The organism is Kitasatospora albolonga (genome assembly GCA_002082585.1).
GTDB classification, from domain to species: domain Bacteria; phylum Actinomycetota; class Actinomycetes; order Streptomycetales; family Streptomycetaceae; genus Streptomyces; species Streptomyces stephensoniae.
The window spans coordinates 894,048-910,055 of the sequence record CP020563.1 but is presented as its reverse complement, the minus strand read 5'-3'; the positions used below and the strand labels follow the sequence as shown (position 1 = coordinate 910,055).

Below are 16,008 nucleotides of genomic sequence, written 5' to 3'. Positions count from 1 at the left end.
GGCGGGGACCGGATACGACACCCGCGCCGCCCGCACGGCGCACCCGGCCACAGCTGTCAGCCCGCCGGGATCACATCAGGTCCAGGAGCCGACACCCGCAGAGCCTTGCCGTACCGCTCGGTCAGGGCGGTGCGGGCCGACGCGGGGTTCTCGACGTTGACGATCACGATGCCCCGCACATAGTCGGGGCCCACGGCACCGACCCGAATACCCTCGGCCTCCAGGGTTCGGTGGTCATCCACGACACGTCTGGTCAGGGCATCGAGTTCGGTCGCGCTGCGCGGGGCATCCGCGAACCGTACGGGATGGGCGGGGAACTGCTTGCGTACCGCGGTGTCCAGAGGGCTGCCATCGGTACGGACCCGATGGACGACGACGTTCTCCCCCTCGACGGACACCTGGGCGAAGAGCTTGGGGAACCGTTCGCCGGCGAACTGCCCGATCTCTTCGGATGCGGTCGCAGCGCCGGAACCCTGCGTGTCCACCGCGGGTGCCGAGCGCTCGTTGCTCGAGCGTTCGGCACCCGCCCCATCGGCTGTGCAGCTACAGACCGTAAGCACCAGGAACAGGGCAACTCCGGCAACGCGGAGGGGAGTTGAATGTGCTGATGACATGGAGGTCATGAGTCGACCATAGTCAGCGAACCACGGCGTGGACAGTCGATCGCGGTGCTGTTCCTTGAAGCAGCGGTGCTGCTTCCTGAAATGATGGACTGCCCGGGGAACATGCTGCGCGCCGGACGTGCACCGCCGCTCTCCGTGTCAGCTGGTCTTGACGGTGACGCTCAGCCCACTGGTGATCGCGCCGATGTTCACGTGAAACGAACGCGTGGAGCAGAGCCTGCCGTCATGCACGACGCCCACACAGCTACCCAGGTAGCTCCCGGTGGAGATGTGGGATATCAGCCCGCGTGCTGTGACTCGTTGCGGGTTGCTGTGAGTGCCGGCGACCGGGCCGCCGCTGTCTCCCTCACCCACGCTGGCGTCGCCCTCCTCATTGATGGCCCAGAAGCCTGGACCGACCAGGACGCCTTCGCTATTGGCCAGGTACTGGTTGACGCTCTGGACCCGCAACACCGAGGCGCCGGAGAAGGAACCCGAAGCAAAGATGTAGGAACTGACTGCCGGGTTGGCGGCCCCGCCTACCAAGACGCCCTGGTTGGAGTTGTGATCACCCACGAAGATGGCGTTTCCGTAGGTCGAGCCGGTGAGGAGCATCGCGTCGAGCGGCTTGCTGCCCCCGTTGCTGTTGCCGACGAGGCGGTCTCCATAAGGTGTGTTCCACTTCTTGTTCGCCCCGCAATGCTCCGCGGTGAGCAGAGCCTCGCTGCCGTTGCTCCTACGGACCGGGAAAGCTGTTGTGCAGTACGCGTAGGTCCGAAATATAGGGTCCACGAGCCGGTCGATCGCGTTGCCGCCCCAGAACGGTGCGGTGTCGTCCCACCGGCTGGCGCCGACGGAGCGGGCTTCGACCACATAGCGGATGGGGATGCCATTCACAGATTCGGCGGGGGCGGCCTTATGGCCGGTGCCCGGTACAGCGGTGTCCGTGGCGACCTCGATGGCCGCGAAGTCGCTCGTGGGTCCGACCCGGGTAACTTTTCCTGCCAGCGACGCCGGAGGCGTGGCGCCGACAGCGCGGGCAGCTGCATCGAGCTCAGCCAGGGAGAACGGTGCTGCCTTGACGTTCACAGGAACCGTCGCTGTGCCGATGACCGAGGTGATGCGGGCAGGGACCTTGCCCTTCCAGTGCAGTGTCACGGCATCGGGGGCGACCGTCAGGCCAGTGAATCCCTTCAGGCGCTCCTTGTTCACCACGGTGTCGAGGGCGTCCGCGATCTCCTGAGCTTTCTGCTGGTTGGCCATACGAGGATCGGACAGTGCGACTGCGGCACCATCTGTGCGTTTTTCGCCCGCTCTCAGGCTCGGGCCGGGAACGTGCTGCCCGACTGCGCCGACAGTGATTGCTCCGCGCGGCACGGCAGGTGTACTTGTGGGCGACATCGACATGGTAATCGGCGCAAGTGCAAGAACAGATACGGCCGTGACGGCGAGGAGTTTTGCATGGGAGTTCACATGTCCTCCGACTGATTCACGTGGTGGGTGCGGTGCGTGGGTTGTCCACGGCGACGTCAAACCCCCCACTGAGAAAGCCGTTCAATCATGAATAGGCAAAGAGGGTGCAAGGTTGACGCAAAGCTGTTGGTGGCCGGATTTTTAAGCCTGAACGTGTGTGATCGGGAAGAGTGGCCCACATCACCCCGCTGACCTGCGGTGATGCCCTGTGCAACGTTTCGCCGCCACAGGCCCCCCGCACGCAACGGATCGACGGTCGGTGCGCAACACTCGCGCCTTGTCCGGGCCGAGCGGGGACACGTACCTTCGATACGTCTCCCCGCCCCGCCCGCACCTCCCGAGGTCAGCCATGCCGCCGTTGCGCACCGCCCTGCTCCAGAGCTCCGGACGGCCCGGTGCCGTCGCCGAGAACCTGAAGGCGCTGGACGAGGCCGCCGCACGCGCCGCCGCGGCCGGGGCCCGGCTGCTGGTCGCCCCCGAGCTGTTCCTGACCGGGTACGCGATCGGGGACGCCGTCCCCGGGCTGGCCGAGCCCGTCGACGGCCCCGGCGCCCAGGCCGTCGCGGAGATCGCCGTACGCCACGGCCTCGCGGTCCACTACGGCTACCCGGAGCGCGACGGCGAGCGGATCTTCAACTCCTCCCAGCTGATCGGCCCCGACGGCACGCGCCTGGCGAACTACCGCAAGACCCACCTCTTCGGCTGCTTCGAGCAGGAGTGGTTCACCCCGGGCGAGGAGACCGTCGTCCAGGCGGAGCTGGACGGCATCCGCATCGGCCTGCTGATCTGCTACGACGTCGAGTTCCCGGAGAACGTACGGGCGCACGCCCTCGCCGGGACCGATCTGCTGCTGGTGCCCACCGCGCAGATGCACCCCTTCCAGTTCGTCGCCGAATCCGTCATCCCCGTACGGGCCTTCGAGAGCCAGATGTACGTGGCGTACGTCAACCGGACCGGCCCGGAAGGCGAGTTCGAGTTCGTCGGGCTGAGCTGCCTGGCCGGGCCCGACGGCACCGTCCGCACCCGCGCGGGCCGCGGCGAGGAGCTCGTGACCGGCGAGGTGGACCCGGAGTTCCTGGCCGCGTCGCGTACCGCCAACCCGTATCTGCACGACCGCCGCCCCGGCCTCTACGGCTCCCTCGCCTGAGCCCGCCCCCTCCCCGAACTTCCGTACAGCGCAAGGAGTCCGTACCCCATGACGTCCACGGTGCCCAACGCCGTCCAGCACACCGACGCCACCGCCCCGCCGATCACCATGTTCGGGCCGGACTTCCCGTACGCGTACGACGACTTCCTCGCCCACCCGGCCGGGCTCGGCCAGATACCGGCGACCGAGCACGGCCAGGAGGTCGCCGTCATCGGCGGCGGGCTGTCGGGCATCATCGCCGCGTACGAGCTGATGAAGATGGGCCTCAAGCCCGTCGTCTACGAGGCGGACCAGATCGGTGGCCGGCTGCGCACCGTCGGCTTCGACGGCTGCGACCCCTCGCTCACCGCCGAGATGGGCGCCATGCGCTTCCCGCCGTCCTCCACGGCGCTCCAGCACTACATCGACCTCGTCGGCCTGGAGACCCGGGCCTTCCCCAACCCGCTCTCCCCGGCCACCCCCTCCACCGTCGTGGACCTCAAGGGCGAGTCGCACTACGCCGAGACCATCGACGACCTGCCCCAGGTCTACCGGGATGTGGCGAACGCCTGGAACGCCTGCCTGGAGGAGGGCGCCGACTTCTCCGACATGAACCGGGCGCTGCGCGAGCGCGATGTCCCGCGCATCCGGGAGATCTGGTCGCGGCTCGTCGAGCGGCTCGACAACCAGACCTTCTACGGCTTCCTCTGCGAGTCCGAGGCGTTCAGGTCCTTCCGCCACCGTGAGATCTTCGGCCAGGTCGGCTTCGGCACCGGCGGCTGGGACACCGACTTCCCCAACTCCATCCTGGAGATCCTGCGGGTCGTCTACACCGAGGCCGACGACCACCACCGGGGCATCGTCGGCGGCAGCCAGCAGCTCCCGCTGCGCCTGTGGGACCGCGAGCCGCAGAAGATCGTCCACTGGCCGCTGGGCACCTCGCTGGCCTCCCTGCACGGCGGCGAGCCGCGCGGCGCGGTCACCCGGCTGACCCGTACGGCGGGCAACCGCATCACGGTCACCGACGCCACCGGGGACATCCGCACCTTCCGGGCCGCCGTCTTCACCGGCCAGTCCTGGCTGCTGCTCTCCAAGATCGACTGCGATGACGCGCTCTTCCCGATCGACCACTGGACGGCGATGGAGCGCACCCACTACATGGAGTCGTCCAAGCTGTTCGTCCCGGTCGACCGGCCGTTCTGGCTCGACAAGGACGAGCTCACCGGCCGCGACACCATGTCGATGACGCTCACCGACCGGATGACCCGGGGGACGTACCTCCTGGACGACGGCCCGGACAAGCCCGCCGTCATCTGCCTCTCCTACACGTGGTGCGACGACAGCCTGAAGTGGCTGCCGCTCTCCCCGAAGGAGCGCATGGAGGTCATGCTCAAGTCGCTCGGCGAGATCTACCCGAACGTCGACATCCGCAGCCACATCATCGGCAACCCGGTCACCGTCTCCTGGGAGAACGAGCCCTGGTTCATGGGCGCGTTCAAGGCCAACCTGCCCGGCCACTACCGCTACCAGCGGCGGCTGTTCACCCACTTCATGCAGGACCGGCTGCCCGAGGACAAGCGCGGGATCTTCCTCGCCGGGGACGACATCTCCTGGACGGCCGGCTGGGCCGAGGGCGCCGTGCAGACCGCGCTCAACGCGGTGTGGGGCGTCATGCACCAGTTCGGCGGGGCCACCGACCCGACCAACCCCGGTCCCGGCGACCTCTACGACGAGATCGCGCCGGTGGAGCTTCCGGAGGACTGAGCCGGGAGCGCCCGGGCCTGCGGGGCTCGGTGCGGTCGGCGTGGCGGGCGTTGCCGGTGCGGCCCGGCGCGGGTCAGGGCCGGGCGGCCGGCACGATGTCCTTCGCCACCAGTGTTCCGCCGGACCAGCAGAGCCGGTAGAGGTCGACCTCGGCCAGCACGTCGCGCCCGGACCGGTAGAAGTCGCACGCGGTACCGGGCGGCCGGGGCGTGGAACGGGCGTGGTCGGGCGGGTAGGGGTAGGCGCGGGCCGGCAGCAGGGGCGTGAGGTCGGCGCGCGACCGGCCGACCGTCAGCTCCTCGAACCGCGACGGCGGCAGCACGCTCGTCGTCAGCTGCCAGGCCAGATGGACGGCGGCGGGTATGAAGAAGGCCGCCGCCACGACAGGCGCCACGAAGGCGGCGGCGGAGCGGCGCCGGGCGGCCCTCCGCACACGGCCGAACCGCCGGGCGGACTCCGGGGGCGGGGCGGAGGCTGGGGTTCGGGCCGGGCCCGAGTCGGGGGCGTGGGGTGTTGGAGCCTGGGTCGGAGGCAGGTCCGGGTCCCCGCCCTGCCGCGACCCCGAGCCCGGTCCCGAGCCCGGCAGGAGTGCCTTTCCGGGTTCTGATACGGAACCGGCGTGCCGGCCCCGGGGCCCGGCCGGTCTTCCGGGGGCCGGGGCAGGGGCCGACGTCGTGGGGCGGGCCGGGGGCCGGTGCGGGAGGACCGCGGTGACGCGGAATCCGCCTTCGTACGGTCCGGTCCGCAAGGAGCCGCCGAGGACCGTCACCCGTTCACGGAGCCCTGCCAGCCCCCGGCCGCCGCCGACGCCGGGGGCCGGGGCCTCTGCCGCACGGCCCGGTGGGGCGGCGGTGTTCACTACGCTCACACGGGTCCGGTCGGCCTCGTGCGTGATCCGTACCCGGATCGCCCCGCCCGGCGCGTGCTTCACGGCATTGGTGAGGGCCTCCCGCACCACACGGTGGATACCGTGCTCGACCAGCGAGGACAGGGCGGGCACCGCACCGTGCCGCTCCCAGCGCACCGGCACCCCGGAGGCGTGCGCCCGTACGAGGAGGTCCTCGACGGTGTCGCCGCCCGGCGGGCCCGCGTCCGTCGCCGTCCCGGGCGGATCGTGCAGGACGGCGACGGTCTCCCGCAGCTGCTCCACGGCGTCCGCGATCGTCCCGCGCAGCTCGGCGAGGTCGGCCCGATCGCGGTCCGTGAGGTCGGGGGAGAGCTCCAGGGCCCCGGCGCGCAGGGCGACCAGGCTCAGGGCGTGGCCGAGGGAGTCGTGCATGTCGGCCGCGATGTCCGCGCGCTCGGTCAGCCGGGCCCGCTCCGCGACCAGGTGCTGCCGTTCCTCCAGGGTCCGGGCCAACCGCCAGCCCTCCCGTACGAGTTCGCGCCGCCCGCGCCAGTGCCGTCCGGCCAGCCAGGGCAGCAGCAGGGCGGCGGGCAGCACGGTCAGCGCGTAGAACCACCAGACGGCCCGCACCCCCAGCACCGCGCACAGCGCGAGATCGGCCGCGAGGCACCCGGCGAGCACCATGGCCGGTCCCCGTGCGGCGGCCACCCGGGCGCCCAGCAGACAGCTCAGGGCGGCCAGGGAGACGACCTGGGCGTTGGCCGGGGTCGAGGAGCCGGTCAGGCCCAGCGCGCACAGCCCGTTGACGAGAGCGACCGCGCCCCCGGGCCGACGGCGGGACAGCGGCACGGCCACCGCCAGGACGGCCAGCGGGAGGAGCAGGTCCCGGACGGGCGAGGCCGAGTCCGTCTCCCGGAACCCGTAGGCGGTGGCCGCCGCGAGTACGCCCCACAGGGCCGCGTCGCCGTACCCCGACCTGGCCGCGAGTATGCGCGTGTGCAGCAGCATCGTGCGTCGACCGTCCCCTCAGGTGGACTCTCCGGTGGGTGCCCCCCCCATCCGCCCCAGGGCGATTCTGGGGGACGGGCGGGGCGGCCCGGCGAGGGGGGGGCGGGGGCGGTACGGGGTCAGGGCGCCCGGGCCCGTCCCGCCGCCGGACCCCCCGCCTCGTCAGGCGTCCCGGCGGCGCAGCACGTACAGGCCGGTCAGATGCGCGGCCCCGGCCCACACCGTCACGATCAGAACCGCCGTCGCCGGAGCGTACGCGGCGTCGCCGCCGATCCGCATGAAGTGGTCCCCGGCACCGTGCGGCAGCAGGCCATTGAGCTTCGCGAGCGCCGGGCCCCCGAGCCCCAGGAGCACGCTCGGCAGGGCCCACAGGAGGGTGGCGAGGATCGACAGGGCCCCGGCAGGATGGCGCGCGGCGAACGCCACCCCGGTGGTCAGCACGGCGACCAGCGCCTGGTAGACACCGATCGCGAGGATCTGGCGGAGGGCCGGGCCTGCCTCGAAGGAGGCCCGGCCGCCGAACGCGGCCCAGGCCACCGCCGTACCGACGACGGCGAACGAGACCCCGGCGACGAACGCGACCACCGCCGCCACCAGTGCCTTCGCCGCCTGGACCCGGTGCCGCCGGGGCACCCAGAGCAGGGACGCCCGCACGCTCCCCGTCGCGTACTCGGAGGTCACCGCGACCGTGGCCAGGACGACGATGGCGAACTGGACGAGTATTACGGAGGAGGCCGCCGCGTTCCCGACGGGCTGGACGGGATGCTCGTTGATACGGGCGATCGACGCGTAGTAGAAGGTGAAGACGCAGGTGGCCGCGAGCCCGGCCGCGAGGCAGAGGTAGGGGGCCCGGACGGACCACAGTTTGGTCCTCTCGCAGGCGACCGCTCCGGCGAAGCCACCGGGTGCCGTCGTGGTCACAGCTGTCCCCCTCGGTCCGGTGCCGGTGCCTCGTCGGATCTGTCGGCCACGCCTGCCATTTCTGCTGTGCCGGTGCTGTCCGCCGTGTCCCGGCCGCCGCCTGCCGTCGCGTACTCGACGCTGCGCGCGGTCAGGTCCATGTACGCCTGCTCCAGCGAGACCCGGACGTCGTCCAGCCGGTGCAGCCGGACCCGGCAGTGGTGGGCCAGATCGCCGATCTCGGCCGCGGTGCGCCCCTCGACGGTGAGTTCGCCGGTCGCCCCCGTCCCGACACGCACCCCGTCGGCCGTCCTCAGGCGCCGTACCAGCGTCGCCCGTTCCTCGGGGTCGGGCACCATCGCGCGTGCCGACGGGGGAGAGGCGGCGGCGAGGAACTCCGCCATGGAGGTGTCGCTCAGCAGCCGCCCGCGTCCGATGACGACGAGGTGGTCGGCCGTCAGCTCCATCTCGCTCATCAGATGGCTGGAGAGGAACACGGTGCGGCCCTCCGCCGCCCGGTCCCGGACAAGTCGGCGAATCCACCGCACGCCGTCCGGGTCGAGGCCGTTGACCGGCTCGTCCAGGACGAGCACCGGCGGATCGCCGAGCAGGGCGCCCGCCACCCCGAGCCGCCCGCTCATGCCGAGCGAGTACGTGCCCGCCGGGCGACGGGCCGCCTTCGTCAGGCCCACGGTCTCCAGCACCTCGTCCACCCGGCGTACGGGGATGCCGTTGGCCCGTGCCTGGGCGACGAGGTGCGTGCGGCCGGAACGGGCGGGGTGGACCGCCCGGGCGTCCAGCATGGCGCCGACCGCGCGGAGCGGGCGGCGCAGATCCGCGTAGGGGCGGCCCGCGATCAGGGCCCGGCCCCCGGTGGGGTGGTCCAGGCCCAGGATCATGCGCATCGTGGTGGACTTGCCGGACCCGTTGGGGCCGAGGAAGCCGGTCACACGACCGGCCTCGACGTCCAGTGTCAGCCCGTCCACGGCGAGGGTGCGGCCATAGCGTTTGGTCAGTCCTCTGAGGGTGATCACGGAGTTCCTTCGTGTCGGTCGCGGGTCGCGCGATACGGCCGGGACCGGTCCGGGAGCGGCGGCGGGCCCGGTTCCCGTACGGGCTCGTTTCCCGTACGGAAGCGACGCTAGGAGTCCGTGGCCCCGGCGCCCATCGGACGAACGGCAGCGGCACCCTGCCTTTCGTCGGGGTGCGGCCCGGCCCGGGGGACGAGATCCGGCGCCTCGCCGTCCGTCCGGTGCCGCGCCCGCCGTAGGCTCGCCGGGTGGCAGAGACGACACCGAGCAGCCGACCGGTCCGGGTCCTGGTGGCCGACGACGAGGCGATGGTCAGGGCGGGGGTGCGGGCCATCCTCGCCAGGGACCCGCAGATCGAGGTGGTCGCCGAGGCGGGGGACGGCCACGAGGCGGTCCTGCTCACCGGCCGCCACCGGCCGGACGTGGTCCTGCTGGACATCCAGATGCCCGGCCTGGACGGGCTGACGGTGGCGGCGCGGCTTCACCGGGAGCCGAGGGCGGTCGGTGTGATCATGCTGACGACCTTCGGCCAGGACGAGTACGTCACACGCGCCCTGGAGGAGGGCGCCGACGGGTTCCTGCTGAAGGCGGACGACCCGAGGGAACTGCTCAACGGGGTACGGGCGGTGGGGGCAGGCGGCGCCTATCTGTCCCCCCGGGTCGCGGGCCGGGTCATCGCGGGGCTGCGCGCGCACCGGGCGGCCCATCCGCACCGCTCGCTGGACCGGCTCACGGAACGGGAGCGCGAGGTGCTGGCCGGAGTCGGGGCGGGGCTGTCCAACGCGGAGATCGCGGGCCTGTTGCATCTGGTCGAGGGCACGGTGAAGGCGCACGTGAGCGCGGTGCTCGCCAAGCTGGGCGTACGCAACCGGGTGGAGGCGGCCATCGCCGCGTACGGAGCCGGGCTGGTCCCGCCCCGCCCCCGCCGACCCGGCGCCGGGCAGCGATAAGCGATAAGCGATATGGGACTACGGGGCCTTCGGGAACCGCCCCCTCAGCCGCCGCACGGAGTGAGCAGGAACCGCCCCACCAGACCGGCCCCCGCGTCTGTACGCTGCCTGAACTCCTCGGCCAGCGCGGGGAATCCGCGCAGCCGCCAGAGGGCCAGGGCCGCCGTCCAGGCGGCCTCGCGGGCCCGGTCCAGGCTCCAGGCGCTCACCACATGGGTCAGCGGGTCCGCGATCCGCAGGAGGTCGGGGCCGGGCATCAGATCGTCGCGGATGCGCTCCTCCAGCAACACGAGGAGATCGCCCACGCGCTCGAACTCCCCTTCCAGGTCCGGCGGAGCGCAGCCGAGCGTACGACAGGTGTCCACCACCGCGAGCACGAGGTCGTGACCGACGTGCGCCTGGAGGCCGCTCAGGGCGAACTGCACCGGGCGTACGCCGGGATGGTGCCGGTACTGGACGAGCGGACGCCAGCACTCCGGCGGGCGGCCTCCCGCCGCCACCGTGTCCAGGGCCGACAGATAGCGCCCGGTGAGGTGCGCACCCAGCGCGGTGGCGGCTCCGGGGCCGTCGCAGCCGCGTTCCGGGGCGGTGGTCCCGACGGCCGTCAGATAGACCCGGTTGAAGACCGCGACCCCGTCCCCGGACGGCCACCGCGAGCGGAACGCCCGCATCCGTTCGATCACCGGCGGTGCGCCCGCCCCCAGGGTGCCGGGTCCGGCCGGTTCCGTGAACTGTTCGATCTGCGCCATGTGCGGAGCGTCCCAGTCATAGGCTCGCCCTGGCACCGACCGGCCGCAGGTTCATCGGAACGGGCGAACGGCGGTGCCGGAAAAGGGGATCGAGGAGTGCCGGGCATACGCGCGCAACACCGCATCGCACACCGGGAACGCCGACGGGCCGCCCGTCGGCACGGACTGCTGGCCGTCGCGTCGGCCGTCGTGGCGATCGGGGCCACGGCCGGGCTGATCGACGCCGGGCACGACGAGCGGCGGACCACGGCCGTCCCGGAACCGACGCCTCCGCCGGTCCTCCAGCCGCTGCCCGCCGTGCCGACCCCCACGACCGCGCCGCCCACCGCGCCCCCGTCCCCCTCCACCGCCCCCGCGCCGACCCGGCCGCCGTCACCGCCCCCGTCGCCCGCCGCTTCCCGTACGAGCGCCGCGCCCACGGCGGTGACTCCCGCGCCCGCACCCGCCCCGGCCCCGCGGAACCGCCTCTTCCGCCACCCGCGCTCCCAGGTCCTGGACTGGGTACGGGCCCACCCCGACGACCCGCGCCGCCCGCTGATCGAGTCCCGGATCGCGGCGCAGCCGGCGGCGGTCTGGTTCGCGGCCCACAACCCGGGGGAGATCGCCGGACAGGTCCGCGCCGTCACCCGGGGCGCGGCCGCCGCCGGACGGACCCCGGTGCTCGTGCCGTACGCCATCCCCGACCGGGACTGCGGCGGGGCCTCGCAGGGCGGGGCGCCGGATCTCGCGGCGTACGGCACCTGGATAGGGGAGTTCGCCCAGGGGCTCGGCGCGGGCCCGGCGATCATCATCCTGGAGCCGGACGCCATCGCCCTCTCCGACTGCCTCACCGCACCGGAACGCGCGGCCCGCTTCGCCGCGCTGGCCCGCGCCGGGGACACCCTGCGCGCCGCCAACCCGCAGGCCAGGGTCTACTTCGACGGCGGCCACTCCGGCTGGCACGCCCCCGCGAAACAGGCGGCGGCGCTCCGGGCGGCCGGGGCGGCCACCAGCGGCGACGGCATCTTCACCAATGTGGCCAACTTCCACCGCACCGCCGACGAGACCGCCTACGCCCGCCGGGTCCTGGCGGCGCTCGGCGGCCCGCCCGGTCTCGGCGCTGTCATCGACACCAGCCGCAACGGCAACGGCGCCCCGGCGGCGGGCCAGTGGTGCGACCCGGCGGGCCGGGCGCTGGGGCAGCCCCCGACGACCCGGACCGGTGAGAGCGGGATCGACGCGTATCTGTGGGTGAAGCTGCCGGGGGAGTCCGACGGCTGCTCGGGCGCGGCGGGCTCCTTCACCCCGGAGTACGCGTACGCCCTGGCCACCGGCTGAATCCCGGGCCGCGCCCGTACGGTCAGTGCTTCTCGCGCCCGGAGCCCTCGTCGTACGCCGACGTCCCGGCGTCCAGCAGCGGTTCCCCGCCCTTCAGGTGGGCCGGGGCGAAGGCGCGCAGCACGTGGTAGCCGGTGATCACGACGAGGGTGCCGAGCGCGATGCCGCCCAACTCGAAGTTGTCGGTGATCTTCAGGCTGACCCCGCCGACGCCGATGATGATGCCCGCCGCGGCCGGGACCAGGTTGAGCGGATTGCGCAGGTCCACCCGGCCGTTGAGCCAGATCTGGGCGCCGAGCAGGCCGATCATCCCGTACAGGATCACGGTGATGCCGCCGAGCACCCCGCCCGGGATCGCGGCTACGACCGCGCCGAACTTGGGGCAGAGGCCGAAGAGCAGCGCGAAGCAGGCCGCCGCCCAGTAGGCGGCCGTGGAGTAGACGCGGGTCGCGGCCATCACACCGATGTTCTCGGAGTACGTGGTGTTGGGCGGGCCGCCCACGGCGGTGGAGAGCATCGACGCCGCGCCGTCCGCCGCGATGGCGGTGCCGAGCTTGTCGTCCAGCGGGTCGCCGGTCATCTCGCCCACGGCCTTCACATGGCCCGCGTTCTCCGCGACCAGCGCGATCACCACGGGCAGGGCCACCAGGATCGCGGACCACTCGAAGGCCGGGGCGTGGAAGGAGGGGAGGCCGATCCAGTCGGCCTGGCCGACGGCGGAGAGGTCCAGGCGCCAGTGGTCGACGGCCTCCGCGCCGCCCGCCGGGGAGTGGATCTTGCCGAAGACCAGGTCCAGCACCCAGGAGAGCAGATAGCCGAAGACCAGCCCGAGGAAGATCGCGATCCGGGAGAGGAAGCCGCGCAGGCACACCACGGCGAGGCCGGTGACCAGCATCACCGCCAGCGCCGTCCACTGGTCCTGCGGCCAGTACGTCGACGCGGTCACCGGCGCCAGGTTGAAGCCGATCAGCATCACCACCGCGCCCGTCACCACCGGAGGCATCGCCGCGTGGATGATCCGCGCGCCGAACCGCTGCACCGCGAGGCCCACCAGGAACAGGACGGCGGCGACCACCAGCACCGCACCCGTGATGGTCGCGCTGTCACCGCCGCTCGCCCGGATCGTGGCCGCGACCCCGACGAAGGAGAGCGAGCAGCCGAGGTAGCTCGGCACCCGGCCCTTGGTGGCCAGCAGGAAGATCGCGGTCGCCACCCCGGACATCATGATCGCGAGGTTCGGGTCGAGCCCCATCAGAACCGGGGCGACGAACGAGGCCCCGAACATCGCCACCACATGCTGGGCGCCGAGTCCGAACGTACGGGGCCAGGAGAGCCGTTCGTCGGGACGGACCACCGCCCCGGGCGCGGGGGTCTTCCCGTCGCCGTGCAAGGTCCAGCGCACGCCGAGGCTCATGGTCTGCTCCCTGAAGGTCTGCTCGGTGTGCCGACCGGTCTGCGATCCGGTGTGCGGTGTTCACCTGCGGAAAAGATCAGCGCCATGGTAATGGTGCGGCGGCCCGCCCCGCCGCCGGGGCGGGCTCAGCTCCCGGACGGGCTCTTCGCCGCCGTACCGCCCACCGCCGAGCCGGAACCGGTGACCTTCCGGTCGCCCGCCCGCAGCACCCCGGCCCCCAGCACCAGGCCGAACGCCAGCGCGGTCACCACGCCGAAGGAGACCACCAGCGAGGTCGTCTCCGCCAGCGCCCCGATCGCCGAGGGGGCGATCAGACCGGAGGTGTACGTGATGGTGGCGACGCCCGCGATGGCCTGGCTCGGGTTGGGCCCGCTGCGCCCGGCCGCCGCGAAGGCCAGCGGCACCACGACCGCCACACCGAGCCCCAGCAGCCCGAACCCGCCCAGCGCCGCCGCCGGGGACGGCGAGAACACCACGAGCAGCCCGCCCGCGGTGGCCAGCGCCCCTCCCACCCGTACGGTCCGCACCGCGCCGAACCGGTCGACGATCCGGTCCCCGGCGAGCCGCGCCACCGCCATCGTCAGGGCGAAGGCCGTGGTGGAGGCCGCCGCGACCCCGTCCGAGCTGCCCAGGACGTCCCGCAGGTAGACCGCCGACCAGTCCAGGCTGGCCCCCTCCGCGAACACCGCGCAGAAGCCGACGGCCCCGATGATCAGCGCCGACTTCGGCGGCAGCGTGAAACGCGGCGGCGGCTCCTCGTCCGGCTCGCCGCGCAGGTCCAGCACGCCCCGGCAGGCGAGCAGCCCCAGCGCCGTCAGCACCAGGGCGGCGATCGTGTGGTGGAGCCGGGCGTCGGCGCCGATGTGCGCGGCGACCGTGCCCGCCGCCGAACCGATCAGCGCGCCCACGCTCCACATCCCGTGCAGCCCGGACATGATCGACTTTTCGAGCCGGTTCTCCACCTCCACGCCCAGGGCGTTCATCGCCACGTCGGACATGCCCGCCGTCGCCCCGTAGACGAACAGGGCGGCGCACAGCGTCAGCAGGTTTGGCGCCAGCGCGGGCAGGATCAGCGCCAGCGTCCACAGGGTGAGCAGTCCGCGCAGGGCGGTCCGGGCGCCGAAGCGGTGGCTGATCCGGCCCGCCAGCGGCATCGCGATCGAGGCGCCGATCGCCGGGAAGGCCAGCGCGAGCCCCAACTGCCCCGCGCTCACCCCCGCGTGGTCCTGAATCCAGGGCACCCGGGTCGCGAAGCTGCCGGTCACCGCCCCGTGCACCGTGAAGACGGCGGCGACGGCGTACCGGGCCCGCCTCACCCGCTCCCTGCCGTAGGCCGTGACGGCCGGTTCCTTCGTCATACGGGCTGTGCCCTCCCCTGAGAGTGCCGGCCTGCGTCGCGAGGCAGCCGGACTGCGTCGCGTAAACTATCAGGAACCCTGCCTGATAAATAGTTCTTTCGGGCAGCCCTCGCCGTCGACCCGGGGAAGAGGCTCGCAGTGATCTGGAAGGATCGCGGTATGCCCGCATCACCGAGCACGGCTCGGGCCATCAACGACCGGCTCGCCCTGCGACTGCTCCAGCAGGACGGCCCGTTGACGGCCGCGCAGCTCAAGACCCTGACCGGGCTCTCCCGCCCCACGGTCGCCGATCTGGTCGAACGGCTCGGGGACGCCGGGCTGATCCATGTCGTCGGCGAGTCCGGGGCCGTCCGCCGGGGCCCCAACGCGAAGCTGTACGGGATCGTCGCCGACCGGGCCCACCTCGCCGCCCTCGACGTACGCACCGGAAGCGTCTCCGTGGTCGTCGCCGATCTGCTGGGGGCCACGCTCGCCGAGGCGGCCCTGCCGATCGCGGACGGCACCGGGACCGGGGCCGCCGTCGAGCAGTCCGTCGCCCTGCTGGAGCGCACCGCCCGCGAGGCGGGGTCCGTCCCCCTGCACAGCGTCGGCATCGGGGCCCCGGGGCTGATCGACCCGGCCACCGGCGAGCTGCGGGACAGCTCCGGGCTGCCCGCCTGGCACCGGGATCTGGTCCGGGTGCTCCAGGAGCGGCTGCCCGCGACCGTACTGGTCGAGAACGAGACCAATCTCGCCGCCGTCGCGGAACACCGGGCGGGGGCCGCCGCCGACCGGGAGACCTTCGTCCTGATCTGGCTGGGCCAGGGCATCGGGGCCGCCGTCATGCTGGACGGCAGGCTGCGGCAGGGCGCCTCAGGGGGCGCGGGGGAGATCGGCTTCCTGCCGGTGCCGGGGGCGGGCGGGCTGCCCTCGGCCGTCGACTGCGCGGGCGGGTTCTTCTCCCTGGCCGGTTCGGCGGCCATCTGCGCGCTGGCCGCCCGGCACGGCATCGGCCTGTCCGGACAGGCCCCGCCGGACGCCTCCGCCGCGGCCGCCGTACGCACCGCGCTGGAGGCGGGGGAGCGGGGGGAGCCCTTCCTCGGCGAACTGGCCGACCGTCTCGCCCTCGGGGCCGCCGCCGTGGTCTCGGTCCTGGACCCCGGCTGCGTCCTCCTGGCGGGCGCGGTCGGCCAGGCGGGCGGGCCCGCGCTTGCCGCCCGGGTGGAGGAGCGGCTCGCCCGGATGTCACCGCTGCGTACCGAGGTCAGGGCCGGTTCGCTGGGGGACGGGGCCGTACTGCGCGGGGCGCTGCTCGCCGCCCGGGACGCGGCCCAGGACGCGCTGTTCGCGCCGGGGGGCTGAGCCGCCGTAGGGCCGCGCGGTGTCGGGGCCCGGCGGCGCGGCACCGCGGCGGGAGCGCGGGAAGCCCCGGCAGCGGCTGCCGGGGCTTCACCTGTGGTGCGGGGAGGTCACGGGGGCGATGTGCTCAC

The 16,008-nt window shown here is 73.0% G+C and carries 13 protein-coding genes; 5 read left to right on the top strand and 8 right to left on the bottom strand.

Features of this window, described 5'->3' with window-relative positions:
- Positions 1 to 56 precede the first annotated feature (56 nt).
- Both B7C62_03845 and B7C62_03840 read right to left on the bottom strand, forming a co-directional pair.
- Complete coding sequence (locus tag B7C62_03845; GenBank protein ID ARF71484.1) at positions 57 to 485, bottom strand: hypothetical protein; 429 nt, start codon at positions 483 to 485, stop codon at positions 57 to 59.
- A 276-nt stretch (positions 486 to 761) separates the two neighbouring features.
- On the bottom strand, positions 762 to 1,865 hold the full coding sequence (locus tag B7C62_03840; GenBank protein ID ARF71483.1) for a hypothetical protein: 1,104 nt from the start codon (positions 1,863 to 1,865) through the stop codon (positions 762 to 764).
- A 559-nt stretch (positions 1,866 to 2,424) separates the two neighbouring features.
- On the opposite strand from B7C62_03840, the gene B7C62_03835 reads away from it, so the two are divergent.
- Both B7C62_03835 and B7C62_03830 read left to right on the top strand, forming a co-directional pair.
- Entirely contained in the window at positions 2,425 to 3,222 is a 798-nt protein-coding gene (locus tag B7C62_03835; GenBank protein ID ARF71482.1) for a carbon-nitrogen hydrolase, read from the top strand.
- 48 nt (positions 3,223 to 3,270) lie between these two features.
- Positions 3,271 to 4,965 carry an amine oxidase gene (locus B7C62_03830; GenBank protein ARF71481.1) on the top strand — a complete coding sequence of 565 codons (1,695 nt, stop codon included), beginning with the start codon at positions 3,271 to 3,273 and terminating at the stop codon, positions 4,963 to 4,965.
- Positions 4,966 to 5,038: 73 nt separating this feature from the next.
- Here the strand turns inward: B7C62_03830 and B7C62_03825 are convergent, their stop codons facing one another.
- The 3 genes from B7C62_03825 to B7C62_03815 all read right to left on the bottom strand — a co-directional run bounded on the left by B7C62_03825 (position 5,039) and on the right by B7C62_03815 (position 8,754).
- Positions 5,039 to 6,820: a histidine kinase gene (locus tag B7C62_03825; protein ARF71480.1), complete on the bottom strand. Its 1,782-nt coding sequence runs from the start codon at positions 6,818 to 6,820 to the stop codon at positions 5,039 to 5,041.
- Positions 6,821 to 6,982: 162 nt separating this feature from the next.
- Complete coding sequence (locus tag B7C62_03820) at positions 6,983 to 7,780, bottom strand: ABC transporter permease (GenBank protein ID ARF76976.1); 798 nt, start codon at positions 7,778 to 7,780, stop codon at positions 6,983 to 6,985.
- On the bottom strand, positions 7,738 to 8,754 hold the full coding sequence (locus B7C62_03815; protein ID ARF71479.1) for a multidrug ABC transporter ATP-binding protein: 1,017 nt from the start codon (positions 8,752 to 8,754) through the stop codon (positions 7,738 to 7,740). Before B7C62_03815 ends, B7C62_03820 begins: the two co-directional genes overlap by 43 nt.
- A 245-nt stretch (positions 8,755 to 8,999) precedes the next feature.
- Between B7C62_03815 and B7C62_03810 the strand changes: the two genes are divergently transcribed.
- A complete protein-coding gene (locus tag B7C62_03810; GenBank protein ARF71478.1) occupies positions 9,000 to 9,701 on the top strand; it encodes a DNA-binding response regulator in 702 nt (233 codons plus the stop codon).
- A 44-nt stretch (positions 9,702 to 9,745) separates the two neighbouring features.
- Here B7C62_03810 and B7C62_03805 read toward each other — a convergent pair whose 3' ends face one another.
- The gene (locus B7C62_03805) at positions 9,746 to 10,450 is read right to left on the bottom strand and encodes a hypothetical protein (GenBank protein ARF71477.1); all 705 of its coding nucleotides are present in this window, start codon (positions 10,448 to 10,450) and stop codon (positions 9,746 to 9,748) included.
- Positions 10,451 to 10,546: 96 nt separating this feature from the next.
- Here B7C62_03805 and B7C62_03800 point away from each other — a divergent pair, with 96 nt between their 5' ends.
- The gene (locus B7C62_03800) at positions 10,547 to 11,767 is read left to right on the top strand and encodes an endoglucanase (protein ID ARF76975.1); all 1,221 of its coding nucleotides are present in this window, start codon (positions 10,547 to 10,549) and stop codon (positions 11,765 to 11,767) included.
- A gap of 22 nt (positions 11,768 to 11,789) precedes the next feature.
- Here the strand turns inward: B7C62_03800 and B7C62_03795 are convergent, their stop codons facing one another.
- Both B7C62_03795 and B7C62_03790 read right to left on the bottom strand, forming a co-directional pair.
- Positions 11,790 to 13,181 (bottom strand): nitrate reductase, encoded by a 1,392-nt coding sequence (locus tag B7C62_03795; GenBank protein ID ARF71476.1) that lies wholly within the window; start codon positions 13,179 to 13,181, stop codon positions 11,790 to 11,792.
- Between the two features lie 125 nt (positions 13,182 to 13,306).
- The gene (locus tag B7C62_03790) at positions 13,307 to 14,539 is read right to left on the bottom strand and encodes an MFS transporter (GenBank protein ARF71475.1); all 1,233 of its coding nucleotides are present in this window, start codon (positions 14,537 to 14,539) and stop codon (positions 13,307 to 13,309) included.
- A gap of 159 nt (positions 14,540 to 14,698) precedes the next feature.
- Here B7C62_03790 and B7C62_03785 point away from each other — a divergent pair, with 159 nt between their 5' ends.
- Entirely contained in the window at positions 14,699 to 15,880 is a 1,182-nt protein-coding gene (locus tag B7C62_03785) for an ROK family transcriptional regulator (protein ARF71474.1), read from the top strand.
- Positions 15,881 to 16,008 lie beyond the last annotated feature (128 nt).